Consider the following 25,181-nt stretch of genomic DNA (forward strand, 5'->3'; position numbering starts at 1 on the left):
CATGAGCGGCATCCAGCAGATCCATGACGTGGGCGCGCGGGCGCTGGGCTGGCTGTACGACCACCGGGCGGGCTTCCGCCTGGACGACGACCCGCCCCCCGAAGTGGGTCTCCTGGACCGGTTCAAGCCCCTCGGCGAACTGGCGCTCATCAGCAAGGTCATCTTCCGGGAGGGGGTCGCCGGCTCCCGGCAGGCCGACCTGGCGCGCAAGCTCCTCGACCACGCCTGGCACGAACTGCTCGGCTCCGGCAGCCGGTTGCTCGACGGCCAGCGGCGCGAACCGCTCTGCCCCGTTCCGATGGAGGTCTACGTACCGTTCCGGGAACTGGGGTTCCGGGAGCCGTCGCTGGAGACCGCCGTCCGGCTCAACCACCGCCTGACCAGCTGGGGCGCGCTGGAAGTCGTCCCGGTGCGCCGGCTGGGCCTCAGCGCCATGGAGCGCCGCTTCGGAGTGCAGCCGAGCATGCCGGTCGACGAGGCGTACCGGCGCACCTGGCTGTCCCGGCGGCCCGAACCGTGGACCGTCGAGGGCAACATCGGTTACGACATCACCCACACGGTCTTCCACCTCACCGACTGGGGCGCGAATCCGGCCGGACTGCCCGAGGACGTGGCGGACTACCTGGCCCTCTGGCTGCCGGTGTGGCTCGACGACTGGCTCGACCTGGGCCGCTGGGACCTGCTGGGCGAACTGCTCGTGGTCGACGCCTGCCTGCCGGAGCCGACCCTGGATCCCGCCGCCTGGGATGGATTCGCCGGGGCCCAGCAGCCGGACGGAGCGATGCCGGTGATGGGCGCCATGCCGGAGGGTGACGAGGAGTCGGTCTTCGACCTCGTCTACCACCCCACACTCGTCGCGGCGTTCGCCTCGGCGCTGTCCCTGTCCCGTGCCCTGTCGGACCTCGCCGCCCCGGCCCCCGCGTGACCGCGCCGCAGGAGGCGCGCCGGGCCGCCGCCGGACGTCCGTCCCAGGACGACGACGAGAGGGCCGGGCTGCTGGCCGACGCGGCCCGGACCATCGACGCGCCCGGCCTCGTGATCGCCCTCAGCCACCGGGGCCACCGGACCTTCCGGTTCGGCGGGGACGTGCCGCTACTCGACGTACCCCGCGGCGGACTCCGCTACGAACTCGGTTCGGCGTCCAAGCCCTTCACCGGGCTGCTGCTGGCCGCGCTCGTCGCGGCGGGACGCCTGCGGTACGAGGACTCGGCGGCGCAACTGCTCGCCCCCGGCCACCCGGTGCATCCCGCCGTACGCGCCATCACCCTGCGCCATCTGATCACCCACACCTCGGGCCTTCCCTCCCTGCCGGCCGACTTCTACCCGCAGGCGCTGCCCCGTTGGGCCACCGCCCCCTACAGCCGCTACCCCGCCGACCGGATCGTCCGGGCGTTCCTCCGCGCCCGCCCACGCCACCGGCCGGGCACCCGATGGCACTACTCGAACTTCGCGGTCTCCGTACTCGGACACACCCTGGCAGCCGCCACCGGAACACCCTGGGAGGCGCTGCTCCAGCAGGAGGTCCTGGGCCCGCTCGGACTGGACGGGACGAGGCTGAGCCCCGGCCCGGCGGTCGGCGACGCCGTGGGGCACCGACGCGACGGAAGGCCGCTGCCCGCGCTGGACACCGGCGGCTTCACCGCAGCCGGGGCGGTCCGTGCGACGCCACCGGACCTGCTCACGTTCCTGGAGGCGCACCTTCCGGCAGCCGCCGCGCCCACGCACCCACTGGCCGCCGCGTTCGCGGAGGTACGGCGCCCGCTGCTGCGGCGCGGCCTGCGACACGCCCACACGCACACGCTGACCTGGTTCCGCCACCCGTCACCGAGCGGGCCGGTCTGCTTCCACGCGGGGGCCACGCTCGGGCAGCAGATGTTCCTCGGCTTCCGCCCGGACACGGGTACCGCCCTGGCAGCCATGTGCACCCGGCGGGTGCACAGGACCGACCCGTTCATCGCGACGGTTCACGGGCTGCTGACCGAGAAGCTCTGAAGCCCTGATCGGGACGAAAGCCCTGGGGCGCTCCTTGAAGGTCCCACCTGCCCGGTGGGCGGACGGCGCCACTTCAGCGCGCGCCCCAGTCGTCGATCCGGGCCCACCACGTCGTCGAGCACGCGTCTAGCCTCCAGGTATGCACGCCGCTTCTCACGGTAGCGCGCGGGGGAGTGCAAGTACGCACTGGAGCAGTGGAATTGGCTGAAGACCGCGCTGCCCCGCCCCCTACGAGGACTCGTCCGCCAGGACGACGCAGGCGCTCAGATGCCAGGTCTGGTCCTCGTTCGCGGACAGCTCGACATCGACCTCCCGTCCGGAGGGGCCGCCGTCCAACGGGACACGGAGCCAGGCGAACTCCCGGCCGTCGAGTTGTTCGCTGCGGGTTTTCTCCGCTCCGTCCACGCGGACGATCAGTGGCCTGTTGAAGGTGTTGGGGTCACCGGTGAGCAGATGCGCCGTGCAGCGTCCGGCGGGCAGCCTCAACCGCAGCACGGCCGGTGCGCTGTCCCGTACGTAGTCGCGGCGGACGACGTCGAACAGTCCGGTGTCGGTGGCGTCGGGGGTGTTGCCCACCCAGCCGAAGTCCGAGCCCTCGTGCCAGAGGCTGTCGGGTGCGAGGCGGGCGTAGTCCTTCAGCACCGGTGCACCGGTGGGCCCCGCGTCCAGTGCGTGCACGCAGCGGGCTGCGGGCGGGACGACGACCGTCTGGGCGAGGCTGCGCACCGACGAGTCGAGCACCTGTACCGATCCCGACCTGGGGCGCGCGTGCAGCGTGGCGAGCGCCGGGGTGGCCGGAGGTATGACGGTCATCTTCACCGTCTCGTCCTCACGCGAGGCCACGTAGCACGTGGCCTGCGCGGTACTCCAGCCGTCCGGCACGTCGAGGGCGACGTTCGTGCGCAGCCCGGAGCCGGTCGCGTTGACCACCTGTACGGGCAGTTCGTTGCGTTCCCCGCCCAGCAGGGCCGTATCGGCGGGTGCGACGGACGCCTGGAGCCAGCCACGGTGGGCGTCGCGGATCCGGCTCAGGTCGAACCAGTACGCGACCAGGGTGTCCCGCCACCGTGCCGCCTGGACCGACTGCTCCTCCAGCCGGCGGTGCACGTCCGAGAGCCGGTGGTGATCGACGCGGTGACGCAGACCGTCCCAGGCCTCCCGCATGTCCGCGACCCGCGCGGCGGCGGAGAAGTGGGTGTCGTAGATGTGCTGGATCACCGTCTTCCCGCTGTCCAGCCGGTGGGTGTAAGGCACGTGGTGCAGGAAGAGAAGGAGTTCCTCCGGGCAGGCCTCCAGCGATTCGTAGGCGTCGCGGATCGCCGGAGCGTACAGCTCGGTGTAGCCGTCGCCGGTCGCGGCGGTGCGGTCGTAGCCGAGGCCCTCGCGGTCCGACTTGTGGAACTGGGTGGTCGTCGTCGGACTTGGATCGAAGTGCCCGGTGACGGAGCCGTCCGGCGGATGCGTGATGTAGCCGGTTCCCAGCGGCGAGGTGTAGTCCTCGTAGGTGCGCCAGGACCCGAGCAGGAGGCCGGAGACCGTACCGACGACGTGCGGGTCGTTCCCGAACGTCATCCGGGTCCACTCGGCGGCGAGTTCGTCCGCCGACAGGTCCGGGTTCCACGCCAGTCGGCCGTAGCCGTGGGTGTTGGCGGCGGCGAGGTGGGAGCCGGTCCAGTTCCTGGCGTCACCGAAGTTCATCACGCCGGCGAATCCGGAGTGGGAGTAGGAGTGCACCCGGCCGGTCACGATCCGGGCCACGGTGCTGCCCGGTCCGGCCCTGAGCGTGTCGAAGTCGAGGACCTCCTTCCACTGGGGCACCAGGTAGCACAGGTGTGTGGAGTGCCCGGTGTACTCCTGGGCCACCTGTAGCTCGATCATCGAGTTGGTCTGCGGCAGGGAGCCGAAGAGCGGGTGCGCGGGTTCGCGGACCTGGAAGTCGATCGGTCCGTTCTTGATCTGTACGACGGCGTTGTCGGCGAACTTCCCGTCCAGCGGTGTGAAATCGTCGTACCCCTGCCGGTCCCACTTCGCGTCGGTGTCGTGCACGAACGCCCGCCACATCACGATGCCGCCGTACGGCTTCAGCGCGTCCGCGAGGAGGTTGGCGCCGTCGGCGTGGGTGCGGCCGTAGTCCAACGGGCCCGGTCGTCCTTCGGAGTTGGCCTTCACCAGGAAGCCGCCGAAGCCTTCGATCCTGCCGTATATCTCCTTGGCCTTCGCCGCCCACCAATCGCGTACGCCCGCGTCCATGGGGTCGGCGGTGTCCAGCCCGCCCAGGTCGATGGGTGCGGCGAAGTTCGCCGTCACGTACAGGGCCACGCCGTAGCGGCCCAGCACGCCGGCGAGGGCGGCCAGCTTGGTGAGGAAGGGCTCGGCGAGGTACGTCGCGGGTGTGTTGACGTTGTTGATCACGGCACCGTTGATGCCGAGGGAGGCCAGGGCGCGCGCGTAGTCCGTGTACCGGTCGTCGAGGCGCGGCAGCTTCTCCCAGTCGAAGAAGGACCGGCCCGCGTAGCCCCGCTCGATCGAACCGTCGATGTTGTCCCAGTGGTCCGCCACACGGAGCCGACCGGCCGGCCGTTCGGTGAGATCGACGTGTTCGAGCGGCTGCCGGGTCTGTACGAGTCGGAGCAGGTGGAAGGCGCCGTAGAGCACACCGCGGTCGGCGTGGGCGGCTACGACGACGCGGGTGCCGGCGCCCTTCGCGACCCGGCGGATGACATAGCCCTCGTCACCCAGCTCCGCCAGTTCGGCCGCGGGGACGAGCTCACGGATCAGGGCCGAACTCTTCGGCGTGCCCACCACGAGCGCCGCGCTCGACGGGGCATGGGCGCGGGGAGACACCTCGGTACCGAGCAGAACGGACAGTCCGCGGACCAGCTCGTCCACGGCCGACCGCTGGAGCGGGCCACCGCCCTGCCAGACCAGGGAGCCGAGAGCGTCCCGGTACCGCCGGAGCTGATCGGGCTCTGCCACCTGCCGGTAGCGCAGCCACAGCTCGTAGCCGTCCTCGGCGGGCAGTACGCCGCCCGACGGGGTCTCGGCGCCGAGGACCGGCTGTGCCGACGCAGTCGTGGTCAGAGCGAGCGGGCCTGCCGCGCCGGCGAGGGCGGCCGCTGTGAGGAGGCTGCGGCGGCGTATTCCTGAGCTCATGTCTCTCACTTCCGTCGTCGGACGAACAGTGCACGTGCAGGGCCAGGGCCAAGTGCCGTAACCGTCACATGCGTTACGACGGGCGTCAACATTTCCAACCAGAAAAGAACAGACAGGATTTCCTGTGGCGTGGAGGTTCGTTCATGAGTGAGTCGCTCGCGGCGGTCTGTGCGGTTCTGTTTCGGCAGTTCGGGGGTTTGGGCTCCGTGTATGTGAACGATGGTCACCCACGTCAACCGCCAAAAACGAACAATCGATGGGTCCGCCCGCGCCGCATCGCGGCGGCCGGGCCACTGTCCGAGCCCCGTGTCGGTGCCACGCGCTGTTGTTCTGTCCGAGGAGGTTGTGGACGGGTGAGCCATATCTCGGCTGAGGGATCTTGAACGGGTGAGGGCCTTCCGGGTTCGGTGTGGATTGCGACGTCTACACCGACCGAAAGGCCCTCGTGCCCCACCGTAATGCACCCCTGACCGAGACCGGACGCCTGCGCCTGGCCCGCTGCGTCGTCGAGGACAACTGGCCCTTGCGGAGGGCCGCCGAACGCTTTCAGGTCTCGCCGACCACGGCCCAGCGATGGGCCGACCGCTACCGCCGGTTCGGCGAGGCAGGCATGACCGACCGCTCCTCCCGTCCGCACACCAGCCCCCGGCGGACCCCGACCCGCACCGAACGCCGGATCATTCAAGGTCCGCGTCCTGCGCCGGTGGGGACCGGCCCGCATCGCGCAACTCCTCGGGCTGGCGCCCTCCACTGTCCACCGCGTCCTGACCCGCTACCGCCTGGCCCGCCTCACCCACCTGGACCGGGCCACGGGCCCAGACGTTCTACGCGGCCCACGGGATCACCGTCGAACGAGTCCTGACCGACAACGGCTCCTGCTACAAGTCACACGCCTGGCGCGACCTCCTGGCAGCGGCCGGGATCACCCACAAGCGAACCCGCCCTACCGGCCGCAGATCAACGGCAAGGTCGAACGCCTCAACCGCACCCTGCTCGACGAATGGGCCTACGCCCGCCCCTACCACTCAGAGCAGGAACGACGCGACGCCTTCCCCCGCTGGCTACACACCTACAATCACCACCGCGGACACACCGCACTGAAGGGCCAACCACCCGCCAGCCGCGTCCCCAACCTCACAGGGCAATACAGCTAGGGCGGCGGCCATGGCGAAACGGGGCCCCTATGAGAAGGGCGAGGCGAAGAGGGCCGAGATTCTGCGGGCCGCACTGGAGATCTTCGCGGTCGAGGGGTACCGCGGTACTTCCCTGCGCAAGGTCGCGGCCAAGTGCAATCTGAGCGGCGCGGCGCGGTCGACCGGGTCGTGCGGATCATCGGCGTCGCCGGCTACGCGCCTCCGGCACCATCACGTTCGACGGCGAACGCATCGACCACCCCACCAGCTCGCGCCGCCGCACCCTCGGACGCGACCTCCAGGTCATCTTCCAGGATCCGTGCACCTCACTGAACCCCTCGCGGACGATCGGCGACGCCCTGGCCGAACCGCTCGTCGCGCAGGGAACGGACGCCCGTGCCTCCAGGGAACGGATCACCGATCTGCTCCGGCGCGTCCACCTGCCCACGGACGCCGCGGCCCGGCTGCCCCGCGAGTTCTCCGGCGGTCAGCGTCAACGTGTGGCCATCGCCAGGGCGTTGGCCCTCGGTCCGCGGCTGATCATCTGCGACGAGCCGGTCTCCGCCGTCGACCTGACCACCCAGCGCACGGTTCTCGACCTGCTTCTGGAGATTCAGGAGACCACTGGCGTCGCGTACCTGTTCATCTCCCACGACCTGTCGGTGGTCCGGTTCGTGAGCCACCGGGTGGCGGTCATCCACCAGGGCGGGATCGCCGAGACCGGCGACGCGGAGACCGTCACCACCCGGCCGCAACACGCCTACACCCGAACGCTGTTGCTCGCCTCGCCGGTGGCCGACGTGGCCCGGCAGCGGCAACGGCGCGCAGCCGCCCGTCAGTCGGCGGCGCCGGTGAGGAAGCCATGACTTCCCGCGGTGCCCGCAGCCGGAGCCGAACACTCCGGCCGGGGGCCGCTCCCGGCGGCCGCCGGTCAGCGCGTCAGATGCGCACCGCGGCCTGGAAGCCGCCGATGGTGTTCATCGACTCGTAGCGGACGTAGGCGCCGGGGTACGGGGCGTGCAGCACGGTGTTGTTGCCGGCGTAGATGCCGACGTGCGTGGTGTTGTTGAAGAAGACCAGGTCGCCCGGGGCCAGTTGGCTCCGCCCGATCCGGGTGCCCCGGTTGATCTGGGTGTAGGTGGTGCGGGATATCTCGACACCGGCCTGCCGGTAGGCCCACTGGGTCAGGCCCGAGCAGTCGAAGGAGTTCGGGCCGGTGGCGGCGGGCGAATACGGCATGCCCACCCGGGTGCCGGCAGCCCGGAGCGCGGCGGCGCCGACGCTGGAGGCGGGTGCGTCCTTGCCGAGGTCGGGGGTGGAGGCGGAGGAGGACGAACCGGGGGAGCCCGTCCCGAGCTTGACGCGGTCACTGGCGTCACGGCTGGCACGCTGGTCGTCCTTGCGCATCTGCTCCTGCTCGGCGGCGGTGAGGGTGTTGAGCACCTTCCGTGCCTCGGCGAGCTTGCCCTGCTGCTTCTTCTTTTTCTCGCCGAGCGTCTTGCGGACGTCGGCGAGGTCGCTCAGCTTGTCCTGGGCCTCCTTGCGCTCCTGCGCGAGGGACCGCTGCTTCTCCTGGATCTTCTCCAGTGATTCGGCCTGCCTGGCCGTCAACCGGTCGAGCGCGGAGGCCTGGTCGAGGAAGCTGTCCGGGTCCGAGGCGAGGAAGAGCTGCACGGAGGGGTCGATGCCTCCGGAGCGGTACTGCGCGGCGGCGAGCGAACCGAGCCCGGAACGCAGCGTGTTGAGCTCCTCCTGACCGCGGGCGACCTTGTCCTGGATTGCGTCGACCTGCTTCTGGAGCTTGTCCTGCTTCTCCTTGGCCCCGCTGTACTGCTCGGTGGCCACCTCGGCCTCGTGGTAGAGCTTGTCGACCTTCGCCTTGACCTCGCTCTTGGTCGGCTTGGGATCGGCGTGGGCGGCCTGGGAGGTCAGGGCCACGGCTGCGGCAGCGGTCGCGGTGAGCACGGTCACGCGAGTGCGGCTCGGTTGCTTGGGACGACGGTGGGACGCCACGGAGGCGAGCTCCTTCTTCCTCGAGCCGCCTACCGGGCTGTGGGGGGACGGGAATCCCCGGCTCCGTGTACGTCACGGACTCGGCGGTCTCTTCGCTGCCACCCCGGTTGGGTGGGCAATCGTGCGAAGGTTCGAGCCCTGACCTTAGTGACCTTCCTGTGACCAGTTCAAATGCTCACGGGCAAAATCTCATCACAAGATCTACTTATTGTGCTCACAACGTACGCGTTGTAGTGGCGACTCGACGGTCCGTTCCCATGAGCCCGGTAGGTCGCGACGAGTCCGGGCAGGCGCGCCGGGGCCGTCTCACGGTCGATGCGATGCCAGAGGCGGTGGCACGATACGTGGCATGGCTCACCCGCTGCTCGACATCGACATCGACGTCCTGGCCGAGGTGGAGCTCCATCTGAGGCGGGTCGGCGACCTGTTCGCCGCCTTCCGGGACCAGGACTCGGGATGTGTTTCCTACGGCGTTCGCATGGCCGGCGGCGACAGATGGTTCGTCAAGGAGGCGGTGACGGAGGCCGGCCGACAGTCGCTGGAGCGCGCATGGGCGTTCCACCGGGCGGTGGAACATCCCGCGATCGTCCCCCAGGTCCGCCGGATCGCGGTGGGCGGCAACGGCGGGCGGGCGGTGGTGATGCCTTGGCGGGACGGCGAGGTGCTCTACCACTGCACCGTTCACGGGCCGCGGGACCGGACCGCGCCGGACAGTGCCATGGCGCGTTTCCGCGCGCTGCCGGTGCCCCGGGTGGCCGACGCCTTCGAACAGGTCCTGAGCGCGCATCTGGCGGTGGAGGCCGCAGGTCACGTCGCGGTCGACTTCTACGACGGCTCGCTGCTGTACGACTTCGCCCGCGCCGAGGTGCACCTCATCGACCTCGACGAGTACCGCCCCGGCCCTTTCGTCGTCGAGGCGGCGCGACTGCCGGGCTCGCGGCGGTTCATGGCGCCTGAGGAGTTCGAGCGCGGGGCGGTCATCGACCGGCGGACGACGGTGTTCACACTCGGCCGCGCGGCCCGGCTCCTGCTGGACGGCGGCGACACGGAGGAAGCCTGGCGGGGCCGGCCCGCGCAACTGGCCGTCCTCGCGCGGGCCACCCGACCGGACCCGGGGGAGAGGTTCCCATCGGTGCGCGAGTTCGCCGCCGCCTGGCGGAAGGCCGGCCGGGCCTGACCCCTGCCCGGCGCTCGTGGGTCCGTCCGTCAGACCGCCCCCGGAGGGTGCGGCCGCTCCGCCCACCGGACCGCCCCGGGTACGACGAGTCCGACGACGAGGAAGATTCCCCCCGTCAGGATCCAGCCCGGTGTGCCCGCTCCGAGGCAGAGCCAGGCCAGGACGGAGGGCGCGGCGACACCGGTCAGCCCGCTGCCGAAGCGGAAGACACCCGAGTACTGGCCCTGGGCGTGAGCCGGGGCAAGGTTGTACCGCAATTCGAACGAGCCTGCTGAGTAGAGGAGTTCTCCAAGGGTGTGGACGCCCACTCCGAGCAGGATCAGCAGCACCGCACCCCACGCGGGGAGGCCGGAGGCGAGGCCGATCAGGCACAGTGCGGCCAGGAAGACCCACCCCGCGCGGCGCCAGGCGCGGGCGGCGGAGGCGTTGCCGTCGATGCCGCGGCTGGCCCTGACCTGCAGGACCACCACCATGACCGTGTTGAGCAGGACGCTCGTTCCGACGAACCAGCGCGGTGCGTGGGTGTGTCCGACGATCCAGAGCGGCAGGGCGAAGACCAGGACCGCGCCGTTCATCGACATGATGCCGTCCAGTGCCGTGATGACCATGTAGCGGTAGTCCTTCAACGCCGACCAGCGTCCTGTACCGGCCGGCGCCGGGACGGGGGTGAGCGAGGGGAGGCGGCACACGATGGCAGCCGTCGCCGCGAAGGTCAGCGCGTTGCCCAGGACCAGGCAGACGTACGCGGCATGTGTGTCCAGTTGTACGACCAGTGCGGCCGGCAGCGCGCCGATGCTGGAGGCCAGGTTGGCCGCGGAGCGCAGATAGGCCCGGAACCTGGCGGGTTGAGCTCCGGCGAGGCCTCGCACGATGGGAGCTCGGGCTGCCTGGCTCGCCGCCCCCGCGAGTTCGGTCAGGCAGATCACCACGGTGAAGAGCCAGAAGGAATGGACGAGAATCAGCATGGCCATGGCGACGGCCTGCACAGTCAGCGTCAGCATGTAGATCTCGCGGGGCCCGCGCCGGTCGGCGATGCGGCCGGCCGGGATTCCTGCCAGCAGCCCTACGAGGGCGCCGGCCCCCATGCCGAGGCCCACCCGGGAGACCGGCAGTCCGATGGAGTGGGTGAAGAAGACCGCGGCGCTGAGCATGAACACACCGCTGCCGAGCATGTTGACGAAGCCGGCCGTCGCCAGCGTACGGCGCGGGCCACGTTCGAGGAGGAGCCCGTGCGAGACGAGCCAGGACCCGCTGTCCCGCCCGCACGCCTCGGGCGGCTCTCCGGGCACACGATTCGCTGCACCTGCCGTCAACATTCCCCCAACATCTGATCACCCTCTTCGCCAGGCGCTTCCGCGGCAGACGAGCGGCGTTCGCCGCCGAGGAGGGAGTATGAGGAGGTGCGGGCGTTCGCGGAAAGGCATCGCGAGCGGGGGAAGAGTCACACGCATATCGGGAACAACCGTTATGGCAGGCGGCGTTCAAATATATGAAGGCGCCTCAGGGGAACCGGGCGCAAGCAAGACAAACACTCCCGCAATCACCCTCGCCCCGTGGCGCCGCAGCGGGCACGGCCGAAGCGCGTTGTGAGCGCGCTCCGGTGGCGTGCCCGGGGTCGTGGTGGTCAGTTGCTGATCGCCGGGGCCCGGCGCAGGTAGGTCGTGTCGGTCACCTGGCCGAGCAGGAAGGCGGCCATGTCGGCTCGGCTGATGGAGAGGCCCACCGATCCGAGGCCGTAGTGTCCGGCCTTGATGTCTCCGGTGCCCTGACTGTCGTTGAGTTTCGCCACGCGGACCAGTGTCCAGTCCAGCTCGCTGGCCCGTACCGCCTCCGCCGCGGAGCGCACCTCGGCCCAGGGGCGTGGTGCCGCGGTCCTGACGAACTGTACGAGGGCCTTCAGTTTGAGGTCCGGCCGATCGGCCGGGTCCGGAACGCTGCACGTGGACACCACCACGAGTCTTCGGACCCCGGCGGTGTTCATGGCGGTGATGATCCTGCGCGTGGCGGCGCTCTCGGAACCGACTCCCTCGATGACGGCGTCGGCGGTGCGGACCGCTTCCAGGATGGCCCCGTCGTCGTCGAGTTGTCCGGCGATGACGGCGAGCTTGGCGTGGGTGATGCGGAGCTTGTCGGGTGTGCGGGCGTAGGCCGTGACCTCGTGTCCGGCGTCAAGGGCCTGCCGCACCAGCAGCTGCCCCATCCGTCCGGTCGCACCGAATACCGTGATCCTCATGGTGGGCGAAACCTTTCTCGCAGGAACCACTCTCACAGGAAACCACTAAAACTTATTTAGTGGTGAAGGTAGCGCGGCGGTCTAGACTGGACGGCATCATGGATCAGGCGGAGGACCTTCAGACGGCGCGATGCATGCAGATCCTGTCGGTCGTGGGCGACTTGTGGACGCTGGCGATCGTGATGGCGCTGCAGGAGTCGGGGATGCGCTTCAACGAACTCCAGCGGGCCATCCCGAAGGTCAACGCGGTCACCCTGACCAACCGCCTGCGCAAGCTCGATGACGCCGGCATCGTCAGCCGGGTCGTGGAGACGAGGAGCAAGCAGTCGACGGTGTACGACCTCACTCCGTTCGGACGCAGACTGCTGCCGATCGTCGATGCGGTGCGTACGGTCGCGCTCGACCTGGAGCGTTCGGGGGAGGCCCCCTGAGCGGGGGTGGGCGTTGGCGCGGCGCCGATGCCGCACGTCCGTCGTACGGCACCGACCAGCACACGGGGGGAAACATGTCCGAGGAAAACGTCTCCGTCGAGAGCGCTGGAGCGCCCGTCACCTTCATCACCGGCGGGTCGAGCGGGATCGGGGCGGAGAGCGTGCGCCGTCTGCTGGGCCTGGGTCACCGCGTCGCGGCGACCGGGCGCAGTGCGAAGAAGCTGGCGGTTCTGGCCGAGGCCGCCGAGGAGGCGGGCGCGGGCGAGCGGCTGCTGACGTTCGAGGGGGACGCGGCGGACTGGGGGCAGGTGTCGTCCGCGGTCGAGGAGACCGTGCGCGTGTTCGGGCGCCTGGACCACGTCATCGCCAATGCCGGGTACGCGACCAACGGCGACATCGAGACCAGCGACCCCGAGGAGTGGCGGGGCATGGTGCTCACCAACGTCCTGGGTCCGGCACTGCTGGTGCGGGCGGCGCTCGGCGCGCTGAAGGCGACCCAGGGCCGGATCGTGCTGATCGGGAGTGTCGCGGGGTTCAAGAACACGCCCGGCAACATCTACTCGATGACGAAATTCGCGGTGACCGGCCTTGCGGAGAACGTGCGCATGCTGACGACCGGTTACGGGGTCGGGACCACGCTGATCGCGCCGGGCCGGGTACTTACACCCTTCTGGGACGAGCGCCCCGGTGGTGCGGCGGCGGCAGGCGCGATGATCTCCGTCGAACAACTGGTGGACACCGTCGTGTGGGCGATCTCCCAGCCGCGCGGAGTGGACGTGAACACGCTGGTGGTCCGCCCGGTCGGGCAACCGAACTAGCGCGTGTCCCGAGAGCGGCGCCGTCCGCTCCCGGCCGCCACGGCCGGACCGGCTCGCAGCCGTTCACTCCGCCCAGCGGCTCCAGAAGCCCGAGCCGGGGCGCACCTACCGGCCCGGCACCGGCCGCAGTGCGTCGATGACCAGGTCGAGCAGCCGGGCGATCTGTTCCGGTGCGCTGCCGGGCCCCGTGGCGAGGAAAACGCCGAGCAGCATGGTGGTGACGTCGTCGGCTTCGACGTCCGAGCGGAGCGAACCCGACTCCGCCCCGCCGGCGAGGATCAGTCCGATCGCGGCGGTGATGCGCTCCCGCGTCGCCGGTGTGGCGATCCTTCCGGAGGCCCAGCCCGTGCGCAGGGTGCTGGCCATTCCGCGCTTGTTCGCGACGAACGCCGCGTAGCCGTCCATCCACCGTCGCAGGGCGATATCCGGCGGGAACTGTTCGAGCAGAACGGGTGCGCTCGTGGTGATGTCGTCGAGTTCCGCACCGTAGACGGCCTCCACCAGGGCTTCACGCGTGGCGAAGTGCCGGTAGAGCGTGCCGATCCCGACCCCCGCCTCGCGGGCGATGCCCTCCAGCGGAACGGTGTCGTCGGCGGCGGCGAAGGCCGCTCGGGCGACCGAGATGAGCTTCTCGCGGTTGCGCCGCGCGTGGGCGCGGATCGGACGGTCGGTGCCGGTGGCCGGCGCGTCGGGGGGCGGGGATTCGGGCTGACTCAAAGCGGAGGACCCTCCGGTAGTGCTACTGTCGAATGAGGCGGAGGGACCTCCGCTTTCTCCATCATCGCATGAGGACGGGTTCCCATGACATCCAGCAGCACTCCGCGCTCCGAGTCCACCGCCGCCGGCGTCCCCCGTCCGGGAGGCCCCGGCGTGATCGCCGGCCGCACGGTCTCCCGTGTCGGGTACGGGGCGATGCAGCTCGAACGCCTGCACGGGGACCGCGGCGCGGCTCTCGCGCTCCTGCGCCGTGTGGTCGAGCTCGGCATCGACCACATCGACACCGCCCAGTTCTACGGGAACGGGTACGTGAACGGCCTCATCCGGGAGGCGATCCGCCCCGGGGACGACGTCCTGGTCGCCAGCAAGGTCGGCGCCGACCCCAACCCCGGCGGACCCATCCCGCTGCGCCCTGCGCAGCGGCCCGAGGAGCTCCGGGCGAGCGTCGAGGACAACCTCACCGCTCTCGGTCTCGACCGCATTCCGCTGGTCAACCTGCGCCGCCTCGACACCGGCCCCGGCCTCCGGGCGGAGGGGGATCAGATCGTCGGTCTCGACGATCAGCTCGCGGTGATGGTCGCGCTGCGCGAGGAGGGGAAGATCGGTGCGATCGGTTTGAGCAGTGTCACGATCGACGGCCTCCGCCACGCGCTCCCCGCGGGCATCGCCTGCGTACAGAACGCCTACAGCCTCGTGGTCCGGACCGACGAGGACATGCTGGAGCTGTGTCTCGCCGAGGGCATCGCCTGGGTCCCGTACTTCCCGCTCGGCGGCTCGTTCCCCGGCATCCCCAAGGTGACCGAGGAGGTGGCCGTCACCGAAGGAGCGCGGGCGCTGGGGGTCACTCCGTCGCAGCTGGGCCTGGCCTGGCTGCTCCATCACGCACCGAACGTGCACCTCATTCCCGGCACCGCCGACGCGGACCACCTCCGGGCGAACGTCGCCGCGGGCACACTCGCGCTCGACGGAGCCACGATCGCCGCACTCGATGCCGTTCCCTCGCGCTCGGGCGACGTCCCGATCGGCTGACCGGCAGTCTCCGTCGCGCGGCACCCGGTCCGCGGTGGCGGAACGCCGGCCGGCACGACCACGCGTCCGCGTGCCCGTCGGCGTACTGCCCGTCGGCCAAGATCAGTTGAAGGTGCGGCGGTAGTTGTGCGGGCTGACTCCGACCGTCCGCTTGAAGCGGTCTCGGAAGGCGGTGGGGGAGCCGAAGCCGACCTGGGCGCCGATGCGTTCGACGGAGTGCTGGGTGGTCTCCAGAAGATGCTGGGCCTGCCGGATGCGGGCGCGCTGGAGCCATTGCAGCGGGGTGGTGCCGGTCTGTTCGCGGAATCGGCGTATCAGGGTCCGGGTGCTGGTTCCCGCCCGCGCGGCCATGTCGGCGAGGGTGAGGCCGGAGCCGAGGTTGTCCTGCATCCAGACCAGCAGCGGTTCGAGGGCCGACCCCTGAGGTGCGGGAGCGTGGTTCTGGACGATGAACTGCGCCTGACCGCCCTCGCGTTCCAGCGGCATGACGGAAAGCCGGGCCGCATCGGCGGCGACAGCCGAGCCGTAGTCCTTGCGGATCATGTGCAGACACAGGTCCAGGCCCGCGGCGGCCCCGGCCGATGTGAGGAACTGTCCGTTGTCGACGTACAGGACGTCCGGGTCGACCTCGATCTCCGGGTAGGTGGCGGCCAGCAGATCGGCCGCGATCCAGTGCGTGGTGGCCCGAAGGCCGTTCAGCAGTCCGGTGGCGGCCAGCGGGAAGGTGCCCGAGCAGATGGACGCGATGCGTGTGCCGTCCGCGGCGGCCGCCCGCAGTGCGTCACGGACGGCGGGGGCGAGCGGGGCCGTGGGCGTGTCGGTGCCCGGCACGATGATCGTGTCCGCGCCCCGGAGCCCCGCCAGCCCCCAGGGCGCGCGCAGGGCGAAGGCGCCGGCGTCGGTCTCCGGCCGTTCGGCGCACACGCGGATCTGGTACCCCGGCCGCCCGTCCGGGAGACGGGTACGCGTGAAGACCTCGATCGGGGTGGACAGGTCGAACGGGATCACCCGGTCCAGGGCGAGGACCGCAATAGTGTGCATGGCGAGAACATACCCGCCATCAGGTGGACGAGCACGTATCGAGCACCCATGGACTGCTGTAAGACGCAGGTCAGAGGCCATCTGTCAGCTTTGGCGCTATCCCGTTGGAACATGTCATTAATGCCACTGGGAGGCGGGGGAGCAGCCGGTTAGCGTCGGTGGCGACTCCGGCACACAGCCGGATCTGCCGGACGCAAGGACCCTCTCGATGCACGCCCAGATCATTCTGTTCGACGGCTTCGACCCACTCGACGTCATCGCCCCCTACGAAGTCCTGTACGCCGGTGGGACCGCCTCCGGCGGCGCGGTGAGCGTGGAACTCGTGTCCGCCGAAGGCCCGCGCGAGGTCGTCAGCGGCACCGGAGGCCTGGTGCTCCGTGCCACGGGCACCCTTGATCCCGACCGTGCGGGACTGATCCTCGTCCCCGGCGCATCGGGCCGCGTGGGCGAGCCCGGCGAGGTGCCCGACCATGACGCGGGCGGCGGGCAGTGGCAGCAGGACGAATTCATCCCCGTGCTCCTGGGCCGCACCCTGACCACCGGGCTCCCCGCTCTCCTGAAGGCCGCGATGGACAACCCGCGGACGACGGTCACCGCGGTGTGCGGCGGCTCGCTCGTCCTGGCCATGGCCGGTCTGCTGGAGGGCCGCCGCGCCACCACCCACCACCTGGGCCTGGACATGCTCGACGCGACCGGTGCCCAGGCGGTACGCGCCCGCGTCGTCGACGACGGCGACCTCGTGACCGGTGCAGGCGTCACTTCCGGACTTGATCTGGCCCTCTACCTGCTGGAGCGCGAGGTCGGGCCCCGGATCGCGCACGCCGTCGAGGAGTTGTTCGCACACGAACGCCGCGGCACCGTCTGGCGCGACACGGGCGCGGCGCCCGCCGGCCTCTGACCATCCCCCGCCCCACCCCTGAGCAGCAGGAAAGGTAGACCAGCAGCATGTCCGTCGAAGGAACATGGGATCTGACCATCGCCACCCCGATCGGCAGGATCAAGGCCGTCGTCGAACTCCGCCGGGACGCCGGTGTCCTGACCGGGACCGCGTACGGGGAGGGGGAGGAGATCCGGCTCGGTGACCTCGCGCTCGACGGCGCCCGGCTCACCTGGAACCAAGCCGTCACCAAACCCATGCGACTGAACCTCGCCTTCGCGGTGACCGCCGACGGCGACACGATGAAGGGCACGTCCAAGGCCGGACGCCTTCCGGCCTCGAAGGTCACCGGACGGCGCCGCACCCTCCGGGCGACGACGGAGCCCCGGCCGTGACGAAGATTCTCCTCATCCTCCACGTCCTGGCCGCCGTACTGGCTATCGGTCCGGTCGCCGTCGCCGCCAGCATGTTCCCCAAGGCGCTGCGCCGTGCCCAGAGCGATCCGCACGACCTCGAAGTCCACGCGACGCTGTGGGTACTGCACCGGATCTGCCGCGTCTACACGGCGGTCGGCGTCGCGGTTCCGCTCTTCGGGTTGGCCACAGCGGGCAGCCTCGGCGTCCTCGGGAGCGGGTGGCTGATCGCGTCGATCGCGCTGACCGCCGCCGCGGCCGCCGTCCTGGCGCTGCTGATCCTCCCGGACCAGAACGACGCGCTCGCCGAAGTGAGGTCGCCCGGCCCCGCCGGCCCGACCCCCGGGGCGGCCGGCCGTCTCGCCATGCTCACCGGTGTCTTCAACCTGCTGTGGGCAACGGTGACGATACTGATGATCGTCCGGCCGGGCTCCACCACAGGAGCCTGACCGCGGACCGATGTACTAGCCCCGCGCCATGTCCCTGGCGAAGACGATCCCGTCGATACCCGCCAGGTGCGCCGGGTCGAGCGGGGCGTACCCGAACCACGGCGACACACGGCGAACGGGCCGTGTGTCGCCGACGGCGGTGGCGAGTCGGGAGGCATCCACCACGCACCGGTCCTCCGGGAGCGCGTACAGGAGGCCTTCGAGGGTGTCCGGCGGGGGTGCGCCCACCCCCTGGTGCCGGATCGTGCCGAGGGCCGTGGCCAGGAAGGCGTACTCCTCCCCGATCCGGGCGTGGACCAGTGCACCGGCGCTCCACCACTCCAGCAGCGCCCCGCCCATCCGCATCGAGCTCTTCTCCCGCTGGAGATGGGAGTTGTGGGCGTGGACGAGCACCGGGTCCCGATCGGCGACGGCGAGGAGGTTGTCAGCCATCATCTGGTCCCGCACGCGCAGGAGTTGGGTCATTCGGGCCGGTGAGGTGTCGGCCATCCAGCGGTGGTAGCGCAGCAGACCGATCGCGGTACGCCCGTACAGGGCGGCCCGGTCCCAGCCGTGCCGCGAGGCGGTCGTGGTGAGGTGTGGAGTCCGGGCGTCGAGCAGTGCCACCAGGTCGTCGGCGATCAGTCGCAGCCGGCCGGCCTCGGCCGACCGCCCCACGGACCGGGCCGGGTCCGTCATCGCGGCGGGTTCGGTCCAGCGGTCGTCGTCGCCGAGCAGGCAGTCGAGTGTCTCCGCGGTGCAGGCGAGCAGGTCCGTGTCCACCCGGTCCGCGAGGTAGGCGTGGAGTGCGGTGAGAGCCTGCCGGGGGCTCGCGGCGCCGGTGATCTCCAGCGGTCCGTCGACGCCGGCGAAGCGGATCCGTTCCGAGGCGGGCAGGCCCGCGTTGTGGGCGCGCATCCAGCGCACCAGCTCACGGTTGCCCTCGAAGGAGCCCCAGCCGTGGCTGAAGCCGTGCTCCATGACCGCGTCGAGCGTGCCCGTGCCCGAGGTGACGTAGTCGTCCACGACCAGTCCCCTCACGCAGTCGCTCTCCATCGCGATCGTCCGGTAGCCCTCCTGCTCGACGAGCTGCCGGAAGAGATCGTTGCGCAGGCCGAGCAGGGTGTCCTCGCCGTGGGTGGGTTCGCCCAGAGCCAGCAGCCGGGGCCGGCCGGCGAGCGTCCTCATGACGGCAGCAGCCTCGACGGCATGGACGGTGTCCTTGATGTCAGTAGCCATGGCTTCAACGGTATCGTTGAAGCTTCGGTTGAGACTTTCTCGCGATATCGGCAGGCACATGGGGAAAAACCTTCAAACCGGGGTGCGGCTCCGGCCGGTTGATCTGGCGCGCGGGCACGGCCTGTCCACGCAGGCGGTCAGGAACTACGAGGAGGCCGGGATCCTTCCGGCCGCCGCTCGCACACCCCACGGCTACCGCACCTATACCTCCCGGCACGCCACGGCCCTGCGCGCTTTTCTCGCCCTGGTGCCCGGACACGGTCACCGGCAGGCGGCAGCGATCATGCGGGCCGTGAACCGGGGCGCGGTCGACGAGGCGTTCCGGCTCGTCGACGAGAGCCACGTCCAACTCCTCGACGACCGGCTCACCCTCCAGGCCGTGGAGAGCGCCCTTCGTGACCTGCGGTCCGCCGCCCCCGAGCCGGCCGGGATGTCCGGGCCCGGGTCAGGGGCGCGGACCGGGCCCGGCGGCACCTTCATCGGGCCGCTGGCGCAGATGCTGGGGATCCGGCCCGCGACGCTGCGCGCATGGGAACGGGCCGGGCTGATGAGCCCGCGCCGGGACCCGCTCACCGGGTACCGCGTCTACGACGAGGCCGATGTGCGGGATGCCCGGCTGGCACACCAGCTCCGGCGTGGCGGCCACCCGCTGGCACAGATCGCCTCCCTGATCACCCAGGTGCGGGCGGCCGGCGGACTGGAGCCGCTGGGGGCGGCGCTGCGCGACTGGCACGCCCGACTGCTCACCCGCGGGCGGGCGATGCTGACCGGGGCCGCTGAGCTGGAGGCGTACCTCGGCGAGCCCGGCGTGGAGGGCATGTCCCGCGGCTGTTGAGGGCAGAGAGGGCGGGCACGACGAGCAGTCCGTCAGGGGCTGACGGAGCGCCAGATGTGCTGGGGGGCCGTTCGCGCGGCCTCGTCGATGTCCAGGTCCCCGACTGAGAGCCAGCGGCGCGCGATAGCTGTGACCGGCCCCAGAATCAGTGACTCCAGCACGGGCAGCGGCAGTTGGGCGAGTTCACCCGCCTCCTGCCGGCTGCGCAGCCAGGCGGCCAGTGGGGCCAGCCGGGCCTCCTGGGCACCTCGGATCTGACGGGCGTGCGCGGTGATCTCGCGGTCCACCGCGACGGAGTGCATGAGCCGGGCCGCATCCGGGTGTCGCTGCACGAAGCGCAGGTATGCCGTCACCACGGCGTGGACACCGGCACGGGCGTCGTCCACCTGTGCCAGCGCCCCCGCCAGTTCGTCGAGGAGCCGTTCAAGCCAGGACCGGCCGAGCGCGACCACGACTCCCTGGAGGCTGCCGAAGTGATGGTAGATGCTGCCCGCGCTGACCCCACTGGCCGATGTGATCGCGCCCAGGGTGAGACCGGCTTCGCCCTCCGACGCGTAGATGCCCAGGGCGCAGTCGAGCACCTGCGCGGCGGTGACCTCACCCCGTTGCTGCTTCGGGCTCATCGATGCCGTCCTTGCTGCTGGACCCGGCGGCCCCCGCTGGGCCCGCCGGGACCAGCGTAGAAGAACCCGGGACCACTACTGAAATTTTTTCCGGAAGTAGTTCCAATAACTGCGCGTCGTGCCCCAGACTGGATGCCCTTAGCATCAAGTCGCCGGGCATTAAGCGAAGTTCGGGCGGCGGAAGCCGCCCCGGGTGACCGCGGGGTGGGACATACGGGGGAGCGCTCGACCATGACCAGCGTGCACGGGAACAGTGAGAACGGCGACGGCGACCTCGACGGCGGTATCAAGCCGCTGACCTCCACGGATCCGGCCCGCATCGGGCCCTATCTGCTGCTCGGCAGGCTCGGCGCGGGTGGCATGGGCCGGGTCTACCTCGCCCGCTCGGAGGGCGGCCGCACCGTGGCGGTCAAGGTGGTGCACGCGGAGCACGTCGCGGATCCGCAGTTCAGGGCGCGGTTCCGGCGCGAGGTCGACGCGGCGAGGCGGGTGGGGGAGCGCTACACCGCACCCGTACTGGACGCGGAGCCCGACGAGGAGTACCCGTGGGTGGCCACGGGCTACGTGCCAGGCCTCTCCCTCGAACAGATCGTCCGCGGACACGGCGCGCTCCCCGTCCCGTCCGTACTCGCACTCGCCGACGGGCTCCTGCACGCGCTCAAGGACATCCACTCGGCCGGCATCGTCCACCGGGACCTCAAACCCTCGAACGTGATGCTCACGGTCGAGGGCCCCAAGGTCATCGACTTCGGTATCGCCCGTGCCGTCGAAACCGCGGTCGAATCCCTCACCAGCACAGGGATGGTGATCGGTTCACCGGGCTTCATGGCCCCGGAGCAGATACGCGGCGAGAGCGCGGGTCCGAAGAGCGACGTGTTCACACTCGGCTGCGTGCTGACGTACGCGGCCACCGGCACCCTTCCGTTCGGCAACGGCGTGAGCAACCAGCACGCGGTGATGTACCACATAGTCGAGAGCGAACCGCGCCTCGAAAGGGTGCGTGATCAGGGCCTGCGCACCCTGATCTCCCGCCTCCTCACCAAGGCGGTCTCCGAACGGCCCTCGGTGGAAGAGTTGTTGACCGATCCGGCTCTTGTCCCGGCAGGGGCGTCGTGGCTGCCCGCAGAGGTGGTGAGCCATCTCGCGAGGCAGTCGGCGCGGCTGCTGGACGCGGAGGCCGCCCCGGTACGACAGGAGACAGCCGACCGCGAGACCTTCGCCCTCCGGCCCGCGGCGCAGCCTTCCGGGGACGGCCCTGCCGACGTTGTGACCACACCGGAGCGCGAGCGGGTGGGGCGGCGCAAGCGGTGGCTCGTGACCGTCCCCGTGGTCCTGGTCCTGGGCGGGGGCGGCGGCACGATGGCCGTGCTCCAGCCGTTCGGCAGTGACAGCGGCGACAGTGGCAACCACGCGGCCGCTCCTTCGAGCGGTGCGACCGATTCGTCCGTCCCGGCTTCGCCTTCGGCACCGGCCAGTTCGTCCCCCAGGGGTGACAAGAGCCCCCAGGCGTCCGATGGCAAGGGGAAGAAGGGCGACGGCGGGAAGGACGGCACCGACGGCCGGAACGCCGAGGACCCGGGCGGCGGTTCGGCATCCTCGGGGAAGGGCGCCGACACGTCCGGGGACGGCTCCGGGGCGGGCGGCTCCGGCGCATCGGGCAGTTCGTCCGGCAGCGGATCGTCGGCACAGGGCGGCAGCGGTGCCACGGGCGGCAGTCCGGGCAGCGGGGGTTCAAGCAGTGCGTCGGGTTCCACGAGTGGTTCGGGCGGCGGGAGCACGGTTCCGTCGTCGTTCGTGGGCACCTGGAAGTACGGCGACGCGTACAACACCGGACAGCCGGGCACCATCACCATTTCTCGCTCCGGCACGGTGCGGCTCACCGACACCCCGTACGTCACCTGCCCCTACGAAGGGAAGGTGACGTCGAAGGCGAACGGGGACAGCCGGATCAACGTCAGCGCATCGAAACTCAGCGGTACCCACTCCGGCCACTGCCCCGCGCAGGTCGACGCGTCGTACTTCACCCTCAACGGCAGCGGAATTCAGCACAACGTCGGGCCCGCGGCCAGTGACGGCTACTACTACAAACGGGCGTGACGCGGGGGAGTCCGGGAGGGCTACCGAGCCGCAAGGGCCGAGTCGATCTCCCGCACGAACGGCTCCAGGTCGCCGGGGTCGCGTGAGGTGATGAGCCTCCAGCCGCCCGACTCATCGGTGACGACCGGTTCGTCGGCCCAGTCGCCGCCCGCGTTGCGGATGTCGGTCCGCAGCGAGGCGTAGGAGGTGAGCCGCTTCCCGGCGACTGCACCGGCCTCCACCAGCACCCACGGCCCGTGGCAGATGGCGGCGACCGGGCGGCCCGATCCGGTGAACGACCGCACGATCCCGGTCGCCGCCCTCTGCAGCCGGAGCGTGTCGGCGTTCAGCGTGCCACCCGGGATGAGCAGGAGGTCGTAGCCGGCCGGATCGACACCGTCCAGTGTGAGGTCGGGTCGCAGGGTCCTGCCGGGGTCCTTGTCACCGACGAGCGTGCCGATGTCGTCCAGGGTCACCGCCGCGACATGGACTTCGGCGCCTCGCGCGCGCAGGTGGTCGGCCGGTACGACGAGCTCGTCCTGCTCGACGCCGTAGTTGGTGACGATCGCCAGGACCTTCGGCGTGCTCACGTCGTGGTCGGACATCAGCGGCTGTCCTTTCGGTCTCGTGCCCCGTACGGCCCGTTAGCCGTACGGCGGGTCTCGGTCGGTCCGCGACGCCGCGGACGGCATCGCCGATCAGCGGCTGACGGCCCTGAGCAGCTGCGCCTTGTTCATGGTCGAGCGGCCCTCGATGTTCTTCTTCCTGGCCTCTTCGTACAGCTGGTCCCTCGTGCGGCCCTGTGCTCCCCTGTGCGAGCGCTCACCGCCGCGCTGAGAGGCCGACTTCGGGTCCTGGGTCGACGTCCTGCTCGCGCTCCTGGACTCACCGGATCGGGCGCGCTCCTTGTTGACGGTGCGGGCGGCGATCTCCTTCGCCCGCCCCTCCGGCGTGCCGCGCTTCTCGGCGCTCTCCTTCACGTGCTCGTACTGGCGCTCGCGTTTGCGGCTGGATCCTGCCGGCATGGTGTCGCCTCCTCGTCGTTCTTCACGGGTGACCGCTCCGGGGGCCCGGCCGGGCCGGACGGACACGGTGCCGTCGTACACCCGGGTTGCCACTGGCCCACCTCCGAAACATGGCACCGGCGACACGAGTACGCCCATCGGGCCGCGCGCTCGGGTGACCCGGCCGTGCGGAGGGGGCCGGCCGGGACGACGCCCACTGATGGCAGGCGTCGACGGGCGAACTCAGCCGGGACTCGAGCGGCCGTGCCGCCAGTACCCGAAGAACGCGATGTCCGGCTTGGGCACACCCCGCTCCTGCACCAGGTGCCGGCGCACTCCGGTGGCGAGTCCGGACTCTCCGGCGACCCAGGTGTAGAAGCGGCCCGGCCGCAGGTCCGACCCCTTCACCGCTTCGAGAGCCGCCCTGCCCGGCAGTGCCCGGGAGCCGTCGCGGGCAAGCCAGTGCACCTTCACGCCTTCGGGGGCGGTGATGTCCGAGCGGAAGTCCGCGCTGCTCGGAACCTCCAGGAACACCTCCGCTTCCAGCGACGCGGGAGCGTGCTCCAGGATGGCCAGGATCGCCGGTACGGAGCTGTCGTCCCCGGCCAGCAGCTGCCACGAGGCGTGGGCGGGCGGCAGGTACGAGATACCCATGTCGAAGATCCCCGCCGGATCTCCGGGCCGGGCGCCCCGGGCCCAGACAGAGGCCGGGGTGTCTCCGTGCAGGGCGAACTCGATGTCCAACTCGCCGAGTTCGGGGCGCACGCTCCGGATGGTGAAGTTGCGCACCCACGGCCGGCGCGACTTCGGCAGCAGGAGTAGCTCCACCATCCACGACTCGTTCGAACGGCTGGGCATCCTCAGCCCGTTCTGCCCCTCGCGCGGGAAGAACAGCCGCACGATCTGGTCGAATCCCATGGGCGTCAGGTGCTCCAGTTCCGGGCCGCCGAGCGTGATGGCCGAGAAGCTGGGCGTCAGCGGAGTGTTGCGGAGCACCTCCAGCGTGATCATTCGCCGCGATTCGGGTGCGCGGACCTTGGGCAGCATGTGATTCCGCCTTTCGTTCGTACCGGCTCGCCCCGCGGCGGCCGCGGGCACCGGGGCCGGCCGTCGCCCAGCCGTTCCCGCACACCTTCCGATTGCGGCCGTCCGCCGCTCCGGCGCAGGTCATGACAGAATTATGAGTAATTATTCAGTTTCCCGGTACTCGCATTCGAGGCGCTTCCCAGGAGTTGTCATGACGACGAGCCGTGGCGGACTTCAGCCACGTAAACAGCCCCGGCAGGCCCGCGCCGAGCTCACCAGGGAGCGGATCCTCACCGCCGCTGCTCACGTTTTCGCCGATCACGGGTACGCCGCAGGCACCACCAACCGGATCGCGGAACGGGCGCGGATCTCGATCGGCTCGCTGTACCAGTACTACCCGAACAAGGACGCGATCCTGGCCGAGCTGCTGGCACGCCACCTCGACGCGGTGACGACCGCCACCCGGCGCCGCCGCGACGACGGGCTTCCCGGCTCCCTCGAGGGTGCGGTCCGCGACCAGGTGCGAGCCGTGATCGAGAACCACCGCCATGACCCGCACCTGCTCCGCGTCATGTTCGAGCAGGCTCCGAGGTCACCCGAACTGCTCGAACGGATCTCCCACCATGAGCAGGAACTCATCGCATACGTACAGGAGTTGCTGGAGAACAGTCCGCAGGCACGGGTCGATGACTCGTACGTGGCCGCCCGGCTCGTCGTGACCACGGTCGAGCTCGTCGTCCACCGGCTCATCGCCGAGCCGGACCCCGTCGACATCCCGAGGCTCGAGAACGAGCTCGTCGCCATGCTCATCCGCTATGTCACGAACGCACCCGAGGCGGGGGGGCGGGCGGGGCAAGGGCCCGGCCCCCCCCGCGGGGACGGCCCCGCACCCCGGGGGGCCCCCGGGGGAAAGGTGGGGAGGC

Annotated in this window: 23 protein-coding genes and 3 pseudogenes; 15 read left to right on the top strand and 11 right to left on the bottom strand. The window is 70.6% G+C overall.

Annotation, left to right across the window (positions count from 1 at the left end; translation table 11 throughout):
- The first annotated feature begins 1 nt into the window (after window position 1).
- Both ACFVJX_RS08600 and ACFVJX_RS08605 read left to right on the top strand, forming a co-directional pair.
- Window positions 2-925: a DUF6895 family protein gene (locus tag ACFVJX_RS08600; RefSeq protein ID WP_384122214.1), complete on the top strand. Its 924-nt coding sequence runs from the start codon at window positions 2-4 to the stop codon at window positions 923-925.
- Window positions 922-1,992 (top strand): serine hydrolase domain-containing protein, encoded by a 1,071-nt coding sequence (locus ACFVJX_RS08605; RefSeq protein WP_384122211.1) that lies wholly within the window; start codon window positions 922-924, stop codon window positions 1,990-1,992. Before ACFVJX_RS08600 ends, ACFVJX_RS08605 begins: the two co-directional genes overlap by 4 nt.
- A gap of 228 nt (window positions 1,993-2,220) precedes the next feature.
- Here ACFVJX_RS08605 and ACFVJX_RS08610 read toward each other — a convergent pair whose 3' ends face one another.
- Window positions 2,221-5,145, bottom strand: a complete 2,925-nt coding sequence (locus ACFVJX_RS08610) for an alpha-glucuronidase family glycosyl hydrolase (protein ID WP_384122208.1) — start codon at window positions 5,143-5,145, stop codon at window positions 2,221-2,223.
- Between the two features lie 445 nt (window positions 5,146-5,590).
- Between ACFVJX_RS08610 and ACFVJX_RS08615 the strand changes: the two are divergent.
- The 3 pseudogenes from ACFVJX_RS08615 to ACFVJX_RS08625 form a co-directional block, all read left to right on the top strand.
- Window positions 5,591-6,299 (top strand): annotated as a pseudogene (locus ACFVJX_RS08615) (integrase core domain-containing protein).
- Window positions 6,300-6,309: 10 nt separating this feature from the next.
- A pseudogene (locus tag ACFVJX_RS08620) lies at window positions 6,310-6,408 on the top strand (TetR/AcrR family transcriptional regulator); the annotation flags it as partial.
- Between the two features lie 91 nt (window positions 6,409-6,499).
- A pseudogene (locus tag ACFVJX_RS08625) lies at window positions 6,500-7,144 on the top strand (ATP-binding cassette domain-containing protein); the annotation flags it as partial.
- A 73-nt stretch (window positions 7,145-7,217) separates the two neighbouring features.
- Here the strand turns inward: ACFVJX_RS08625 and ACFVJX_RS08630 are convergent.
- Entirely contained in the window at window positions 7,218-8,291 is a 1,074-nt protein-coding gene (locus tag ACFVJX_RS08630) for an NlpC/P60 family protein (protein WP_384122205.1), read from the bottom strand.
- Between the two features lie 349 nt (window positions 8,292-8,640).
- Between ACFVJX_RS08630 and ACFVJX_RS08635 the strand changes: the two genes are divergently transcribed.
- Window positions 8,641-9,468: a serine/threonine protein kinase gene (locus ACFVJX_RS08635; RefSeq protein WP_384122202.1), complete on the top strand. Its 828-nt coding sequence runs from the start codon at window positions 8,641-8,643 to the stop codon at window positions 9,466-9,468.
- A gap of 29 nt (window positions 9,469-9,497) precedes the next feature.
- Here the strand turns inward: ACFVJX_RS08635 and ACFVJX_RS08640 are convergent, their stop codons facing one another.
- Together ACFVJX_RS08640 and ACFVJX_RS08645 are read right to left on the bottom strand one after the other, a co-directional pair.
- Window positions 9,498-10,757, bottom strand: a complete 1,260-nt coding sequence (locus ACFVJX_RS08640; RefSeq protein ID WP_384122200.1) for an MFS transporter — start codon at window positions 10,755-10,757, stop codon at window positions 9,498-9,500.
- Window positions 10,758-11,092: 335 nt separating this feature from the next.
- Window positions 11,093-11,701 (bottom strand): NAD(P)-dependent oxidoreductase, encoded by a 609-nt coding sequence (locus ACFVJX_RS08645; protein WP_384122197.1) that lies wholly within the window; start codon window positions 11,699-11,701, stop codon window positions 11,093-11,095.
- A 98-nt stretch (window positions 11,702-11,799) separates the two neighbouring features.
- Between ACFVJX_RS08645 and ACFVJX_RS08650 the strand changes: the two genes are divergently transcribed.
- Both ACFVJX_RS08650 and ACFVJX_RS08655 read left to right on the top strand, forming a co-directional pair.
- Window positions 11,800-12,132, top strand: a complete 333-nt coding sequence (locus tag ACFVJX_RS08650; RefSeq protein WP_384122194.1) for a winged helix-turn-helix transcriptional regulator — start codon at window positions 11,800-11,802, stop codon at window positions 12,130-12,132.
- 74 nt (window positions 12,133-12,206) lie between these two features.
- Window positions 12,207-12,950, top strand: coding sequence for an SDR family oxidoreductase (locus ACFVJX_RS08655; protein WP_384122191.1), 744 nt, complete (start codon window positions 12,207-12,209; stop codon window positions 12,948-12,950).
- Window positions 12,951-13,055: 105 nt separating this feature from the next.
- Here ACFVJX_RS08655 and ACFVJX_RS08660 read toward each other — a convergent pair whose 3' ends face one another.
- A complete protein-coding gene (locus ACFVJX_RS08660) occupies window positions 13,056-13,667 on the bottom strand; it encodes a TetR/AcrR family transcriptional regulator (RefSeq protein WP_384122188.1) in 612 nt (203 codons plus the stop codon).
- Between the two features lie 84 nt (window positions 13,668-13,751).
- On the opposite strand from ACFVJX_RS08660, the gene ACFVJX_RS08665 reads away from it, so the two are divergent.
- A complete protein-coding gene (locus tag ACFVJX_RS08665) occupies window positions 13,752-14,696 on the top strand; it encodes an aldo/keto reductase (RefSeq protein WP_384122186.1) in 945 nt (314 codons plus the stop codon).
- A 102-nt stretch (window positions 14,697-14,798) separates the two neighbouring features.
- Here ACFVJX_RS08665 and ACFVJX_RS08670 read toward each other — a convergent pair whose 3' ends face one another.
- A complete protein-coding gene (locus ACFVJX_RS08670; RefSeq protein ID WP_384122183.1) occupies window positions 14,799-15,737 on the bottom strand; it encodes a GlxA family transcriptional regulator in 939 nt (312 codons plus the stop codon).
- A gap of 208 nt (window positions 15,738-15,945) precedes the next feature.
- On the opposite strand from ACFVJX_RS08670, the gene ACFVJX_RS08675 reads away from it, so the two are divergent.
- The 3 genes from ACFVJX_RS08675 to ACFVJX_RS08685 are packed head-to-tail and all read left to right on the top strand — an operon-like array spanning window position 15,946 to window position 17,476.
- Window positions 15,946-16,635, top strand: coding sequence for a DJ-1/PfpI family protein (locus ACFVJX_RS08675; protein WP_384122180.1), 690 nt, complete (start codon window positions 15,946-15,948; stop codon window positions 16,633-16,635).
- Window positions 16,636-16,682: 47 nt separating this feature from the next.
- Window positions 16,683-17,009 carry a hypothetical protein gene (locus tag ACFVJX_RS08680; protein WP_384122177.1) on the top strand — a complete coding sequence of 109 codons (327 nt, stop codon included), beginning with the start codon at window positions 16,683-16,685 and terminating at the stop codon, window positions 17,007-17,009.
- On the top strand, window positions 17,006-17,476 hold the full coding sequence (locus tag ACFVJX_RS08685) for a hypothetical protein (protein WP_384122174.1): 471 nt from the start codon (window positions 17,006-17,008) through the stop codon (window positions 17,474-17,476). Before ACFVJX_RS08680 ends, ACFVJX_RS08685 begins: the two co-directional genes overlap by 4 nt.
- Window positions 17,477-17,491: 15 nt before the next feature.
- Here the strand turns inward: ACFVJX_RS08685 and ACFVJX_RS08690 are convergent, their stop codons facing one another.
- Window positions 17,492-18,694, bottom strand: coding sequence for an erythromycin esterase family protein (locus ACFVJX_RS08690; protein WP_384122171.1), 1,203 nt, complete (start codon window positions 18,692-18,694; stop codon window positions 17,492-17,494).
- Between the two features lie 58 nt (window positions 18,695-18,752).
- Here ACFVJX_RS08690 and ACFVJX_RS08695 point away from each other — a divergent pair, with 58 nt between their 5' ends.
- Window positions 18,753-19,529: a TioE family transcriptional regulator gene (locus ACFVJX_RS08695; RefSeq protein ID WP_384122168.1), complete on the top strand. Its 777-nt coding sequence runs from the start codon at window positions 18,753-18,755 to the stop codon at window positions 19,527-19,529.
- Window positions 19,530-19,561: 32 nt separating this feature from the next.
- Here ACFVJX_RS08695 and ACFVJX_RS08700 read toward each other — a convergent pair whose 3' ends face one another.
- On the bottom strand, window positions 19,562-20,152 hold the full coding sequence (locus ACFVJX_RS08700; protein ID WP_384122165.1) for a TetR/AcrR family transcriptional regulator: 591 nt from the start codon (window positions 20,150-20,152) through the stop codon (window positions 19,562-19,564).
- A 231-nt stretch (window positions 20,153-20,383) separates the two neighbouring features.
- Here ACFVJX_RS08700 and ACFVJX_RS08705 point away from each other — a divergent pair, with 231 nt between their 5' ends.
- Window positions 20,384-22,249: a serine/threonine-protein kinase gene (locus tag ACFVJX_RS08705; protein ID WP_384122162.1), complete on the top strand. Its 1,866-nt coding sequence runs from the start codon at window positions 20,384-20,386 to the stop codon at window positions 22,247-22,249.
- Window positions 22,250-22,269: 20 nt separating this feature from the next.
- Here the strand turns inward: ACFVJX_RS08705 and ACFVJX_RS08710 are convergent, their stop codons facing one another.
- From ACFVJX_RS08710 to ACFVJX_RS08720, 3 genes are all read right to left on the bottom strand, one after another.
- Window positions 22,270-22,833 (bottom strand): type 1 glutamine amidotransferase domain-containing protein, encoded by a 564-nt coding sequence (locus ACFVJX_RS08710; RefSeq protein ID WP_384122159.1) that lies wholly within the window; start codon window positions 22,831-22,833, stop codon window positions 22,270-22,272.
- Window positions 22,834-22,926: 93 nt separating this feature from the next.
- Window positions 22,927-23,253: a plasmid stabilization protein gene (locus tag ACFVJX_RS08715; protein ID WP_384122156.1), complete on the bottom strand. Its 327-nt coding sequence runs from the start codon at window positions 23,251-23,253 to the stop codon at window positions 22,927-22,929.
- A gap of 222 nt (window positions 23,254-23,475) precedes the next feature.
- Window positions 23,476-24,279, bottom strand: a complete 804-nt coding sequence (locus tag ACFVJX_RS08720; protein WP_384122153.1) for a siderophore-interacting protein — start codon at window positions 24,277-24,279, stop codon at window positions 23,476-23,478.
- A 190-nt stretch (window positions 24,280-24,469) separates the two neighbouring features.
- Between ACFVJX_RS08720 and ACFVJX_RS08725 the strand changes: the two genes are divergently transcribed.
- On the top strand, window positions 24,470-25,181 hold a 712-nt coding region (locus ACFVJX_RS08725), incomplete at its 3' end, for a TetR/AcrR family transcriptional regulator (RefSeq protein ID WP_385744146.1).

Origin of the sequence: Streptomyces sp. NPDC127177, from assembly GCF_042672475.1 — a bacterium.
In the GTDB taxonomy this organism is placed as follows: Bacteria; Actinomycetota; Actinomycetes; order Streptomycetales; family Streptomycetaceae; genus Streptomyces.

What these genes read in the sequence shown, in the direction of transcription:
- ACFVJX_RS08600 (WP_384122214.1), top strand. Translation starts at nt 2, where the DNA reads ATGAGCGGCATCCAGCAGATCCATGACGTGGGCGCGCGGGCGCTGGGC.
- ACFVJX_RS08610 (WP_384122208.1), bottom strand. Translation starts at nt 5,145, where the DNA reads ATGAGCTCAGGAATACGCCGCCGCAGCCTCCTCACAGCGGCCGCCCTC.
- ACFVJX_RS08635 (WP_384122202.1), top strand. Translation starts at nt 8,641, where the DNA reads ATGGCTCACCCGCTGCTCGACATCGACATCGACGTCCTGGCCGAGGTG.
- ACFVJX_RS08645 (WP_384122197.1), bottom strand. Translation starts at nt 11,701, where the DNA reads ATGAGGATCACGGTATTCGGTGCGACCGGACGGATGGGGCAGCTGCTG.
- ACFVJX_RS08650 (WP_384122194.1), top strand. Translation starts at nt 11,800, where the DNA reads ATGGATCAGGCGGAGGACCTTCAGACGGCGCGATGCATGCAGATCCTG.
- ACFVJX_RS08655 (WP_384122191.1), top strand. Translation starts at nt 12,207, where the DNA reads ATGTCCGAGGAAAACGTCTCCGTCGAGAGCGCTGGAGCGCCCGTCACC.
- ACFVJX_RS08665 (WP_384122186.1), top strand. Translation starts at nt 13,752, where the DNA reads ATGACATCCAGCAGCACTCCGCGCTCCGAGTCCACCGCCGCCGGCGTC.
- ACFVJX_RS08670 (WP_384122183.1), bottom strand. Translation starts at nt 15,737, where the DNA reads ATGCACACTATTGCGGTCCTCGCCCTGGACCGGGTGATCCCGTTCGAC.
- ACFVJX_RS08675 (WP_384122180.1), top strand. Translation starts at nt 15,946, where the DNA reads ATGCACGCCCAGATCATTCTGTTCGACGGCTTCGACCCACTCGACGTC.
- ACFVJX_RS08680 (WP_384122177.1), top strand. Translation starts at nt 16,683, where the DNA reads ATGTCCGTCGAAGGAACATGGGATCTGACCATCGCCACCCCGATCGGC.
- ACFVJX_RS08690 (WP_384122171.1), bottom strand. Translation starts at nt 18,694, where the DNA reads ATGGCTACTGACATCAAGGACACCGTCCATGCCGTCGAGGCTGCTGCC.
- ACFVJX_RS08695 (WP_384122168.1), top strand. Translation starts at nt 18,753, where the DNA reads ATGGGGAAAAACCTTCAAACCGGGGTGCGGCTCCGGCCGGTTGATCTG.
- ACFVJX_RS08700 (WP_384122165.1), bottom strand. Translation starts at nt 20,152, where the DNA reads ATGAGCCCGAAGCAGCAACGGGGTGAGGTCACCGCCGCGCAGGTGCTC.
- ACFVJX_RS08705 (WP_384122162.1), top strand. Translation starts at nt 20,384, where the DNA reads ATGACCAGCGTGCACGGGAACAGTGAGAACGGCGACGGCGACCTCGAC.
- ACFVJX_RS08710 (WP_384122159.1), bottom strand. Translation starts at nt 22,833, where the DNA reads ATGTCCGACCACGACGTGAGCACGCCGAAGGTCCTGGCGATCGTCACC.
- ACFVJX_RS08715 (WP_384122156.1), bottom strand. Translation starts at nt 23,253, where the DNA reads ATGCCGGCAGGATCCAGCCGCAAACGCGAGCGCCAGTACGAGCACGTG.
- ACFVJX_RS08720 (WP_384122153.1), bottom strand. Translation starts at nt 24,279, where the DNA reads ATGCTGCCCAAGGTCCGCGCACCCGAATCGCGGCGAATGATCACGCTG.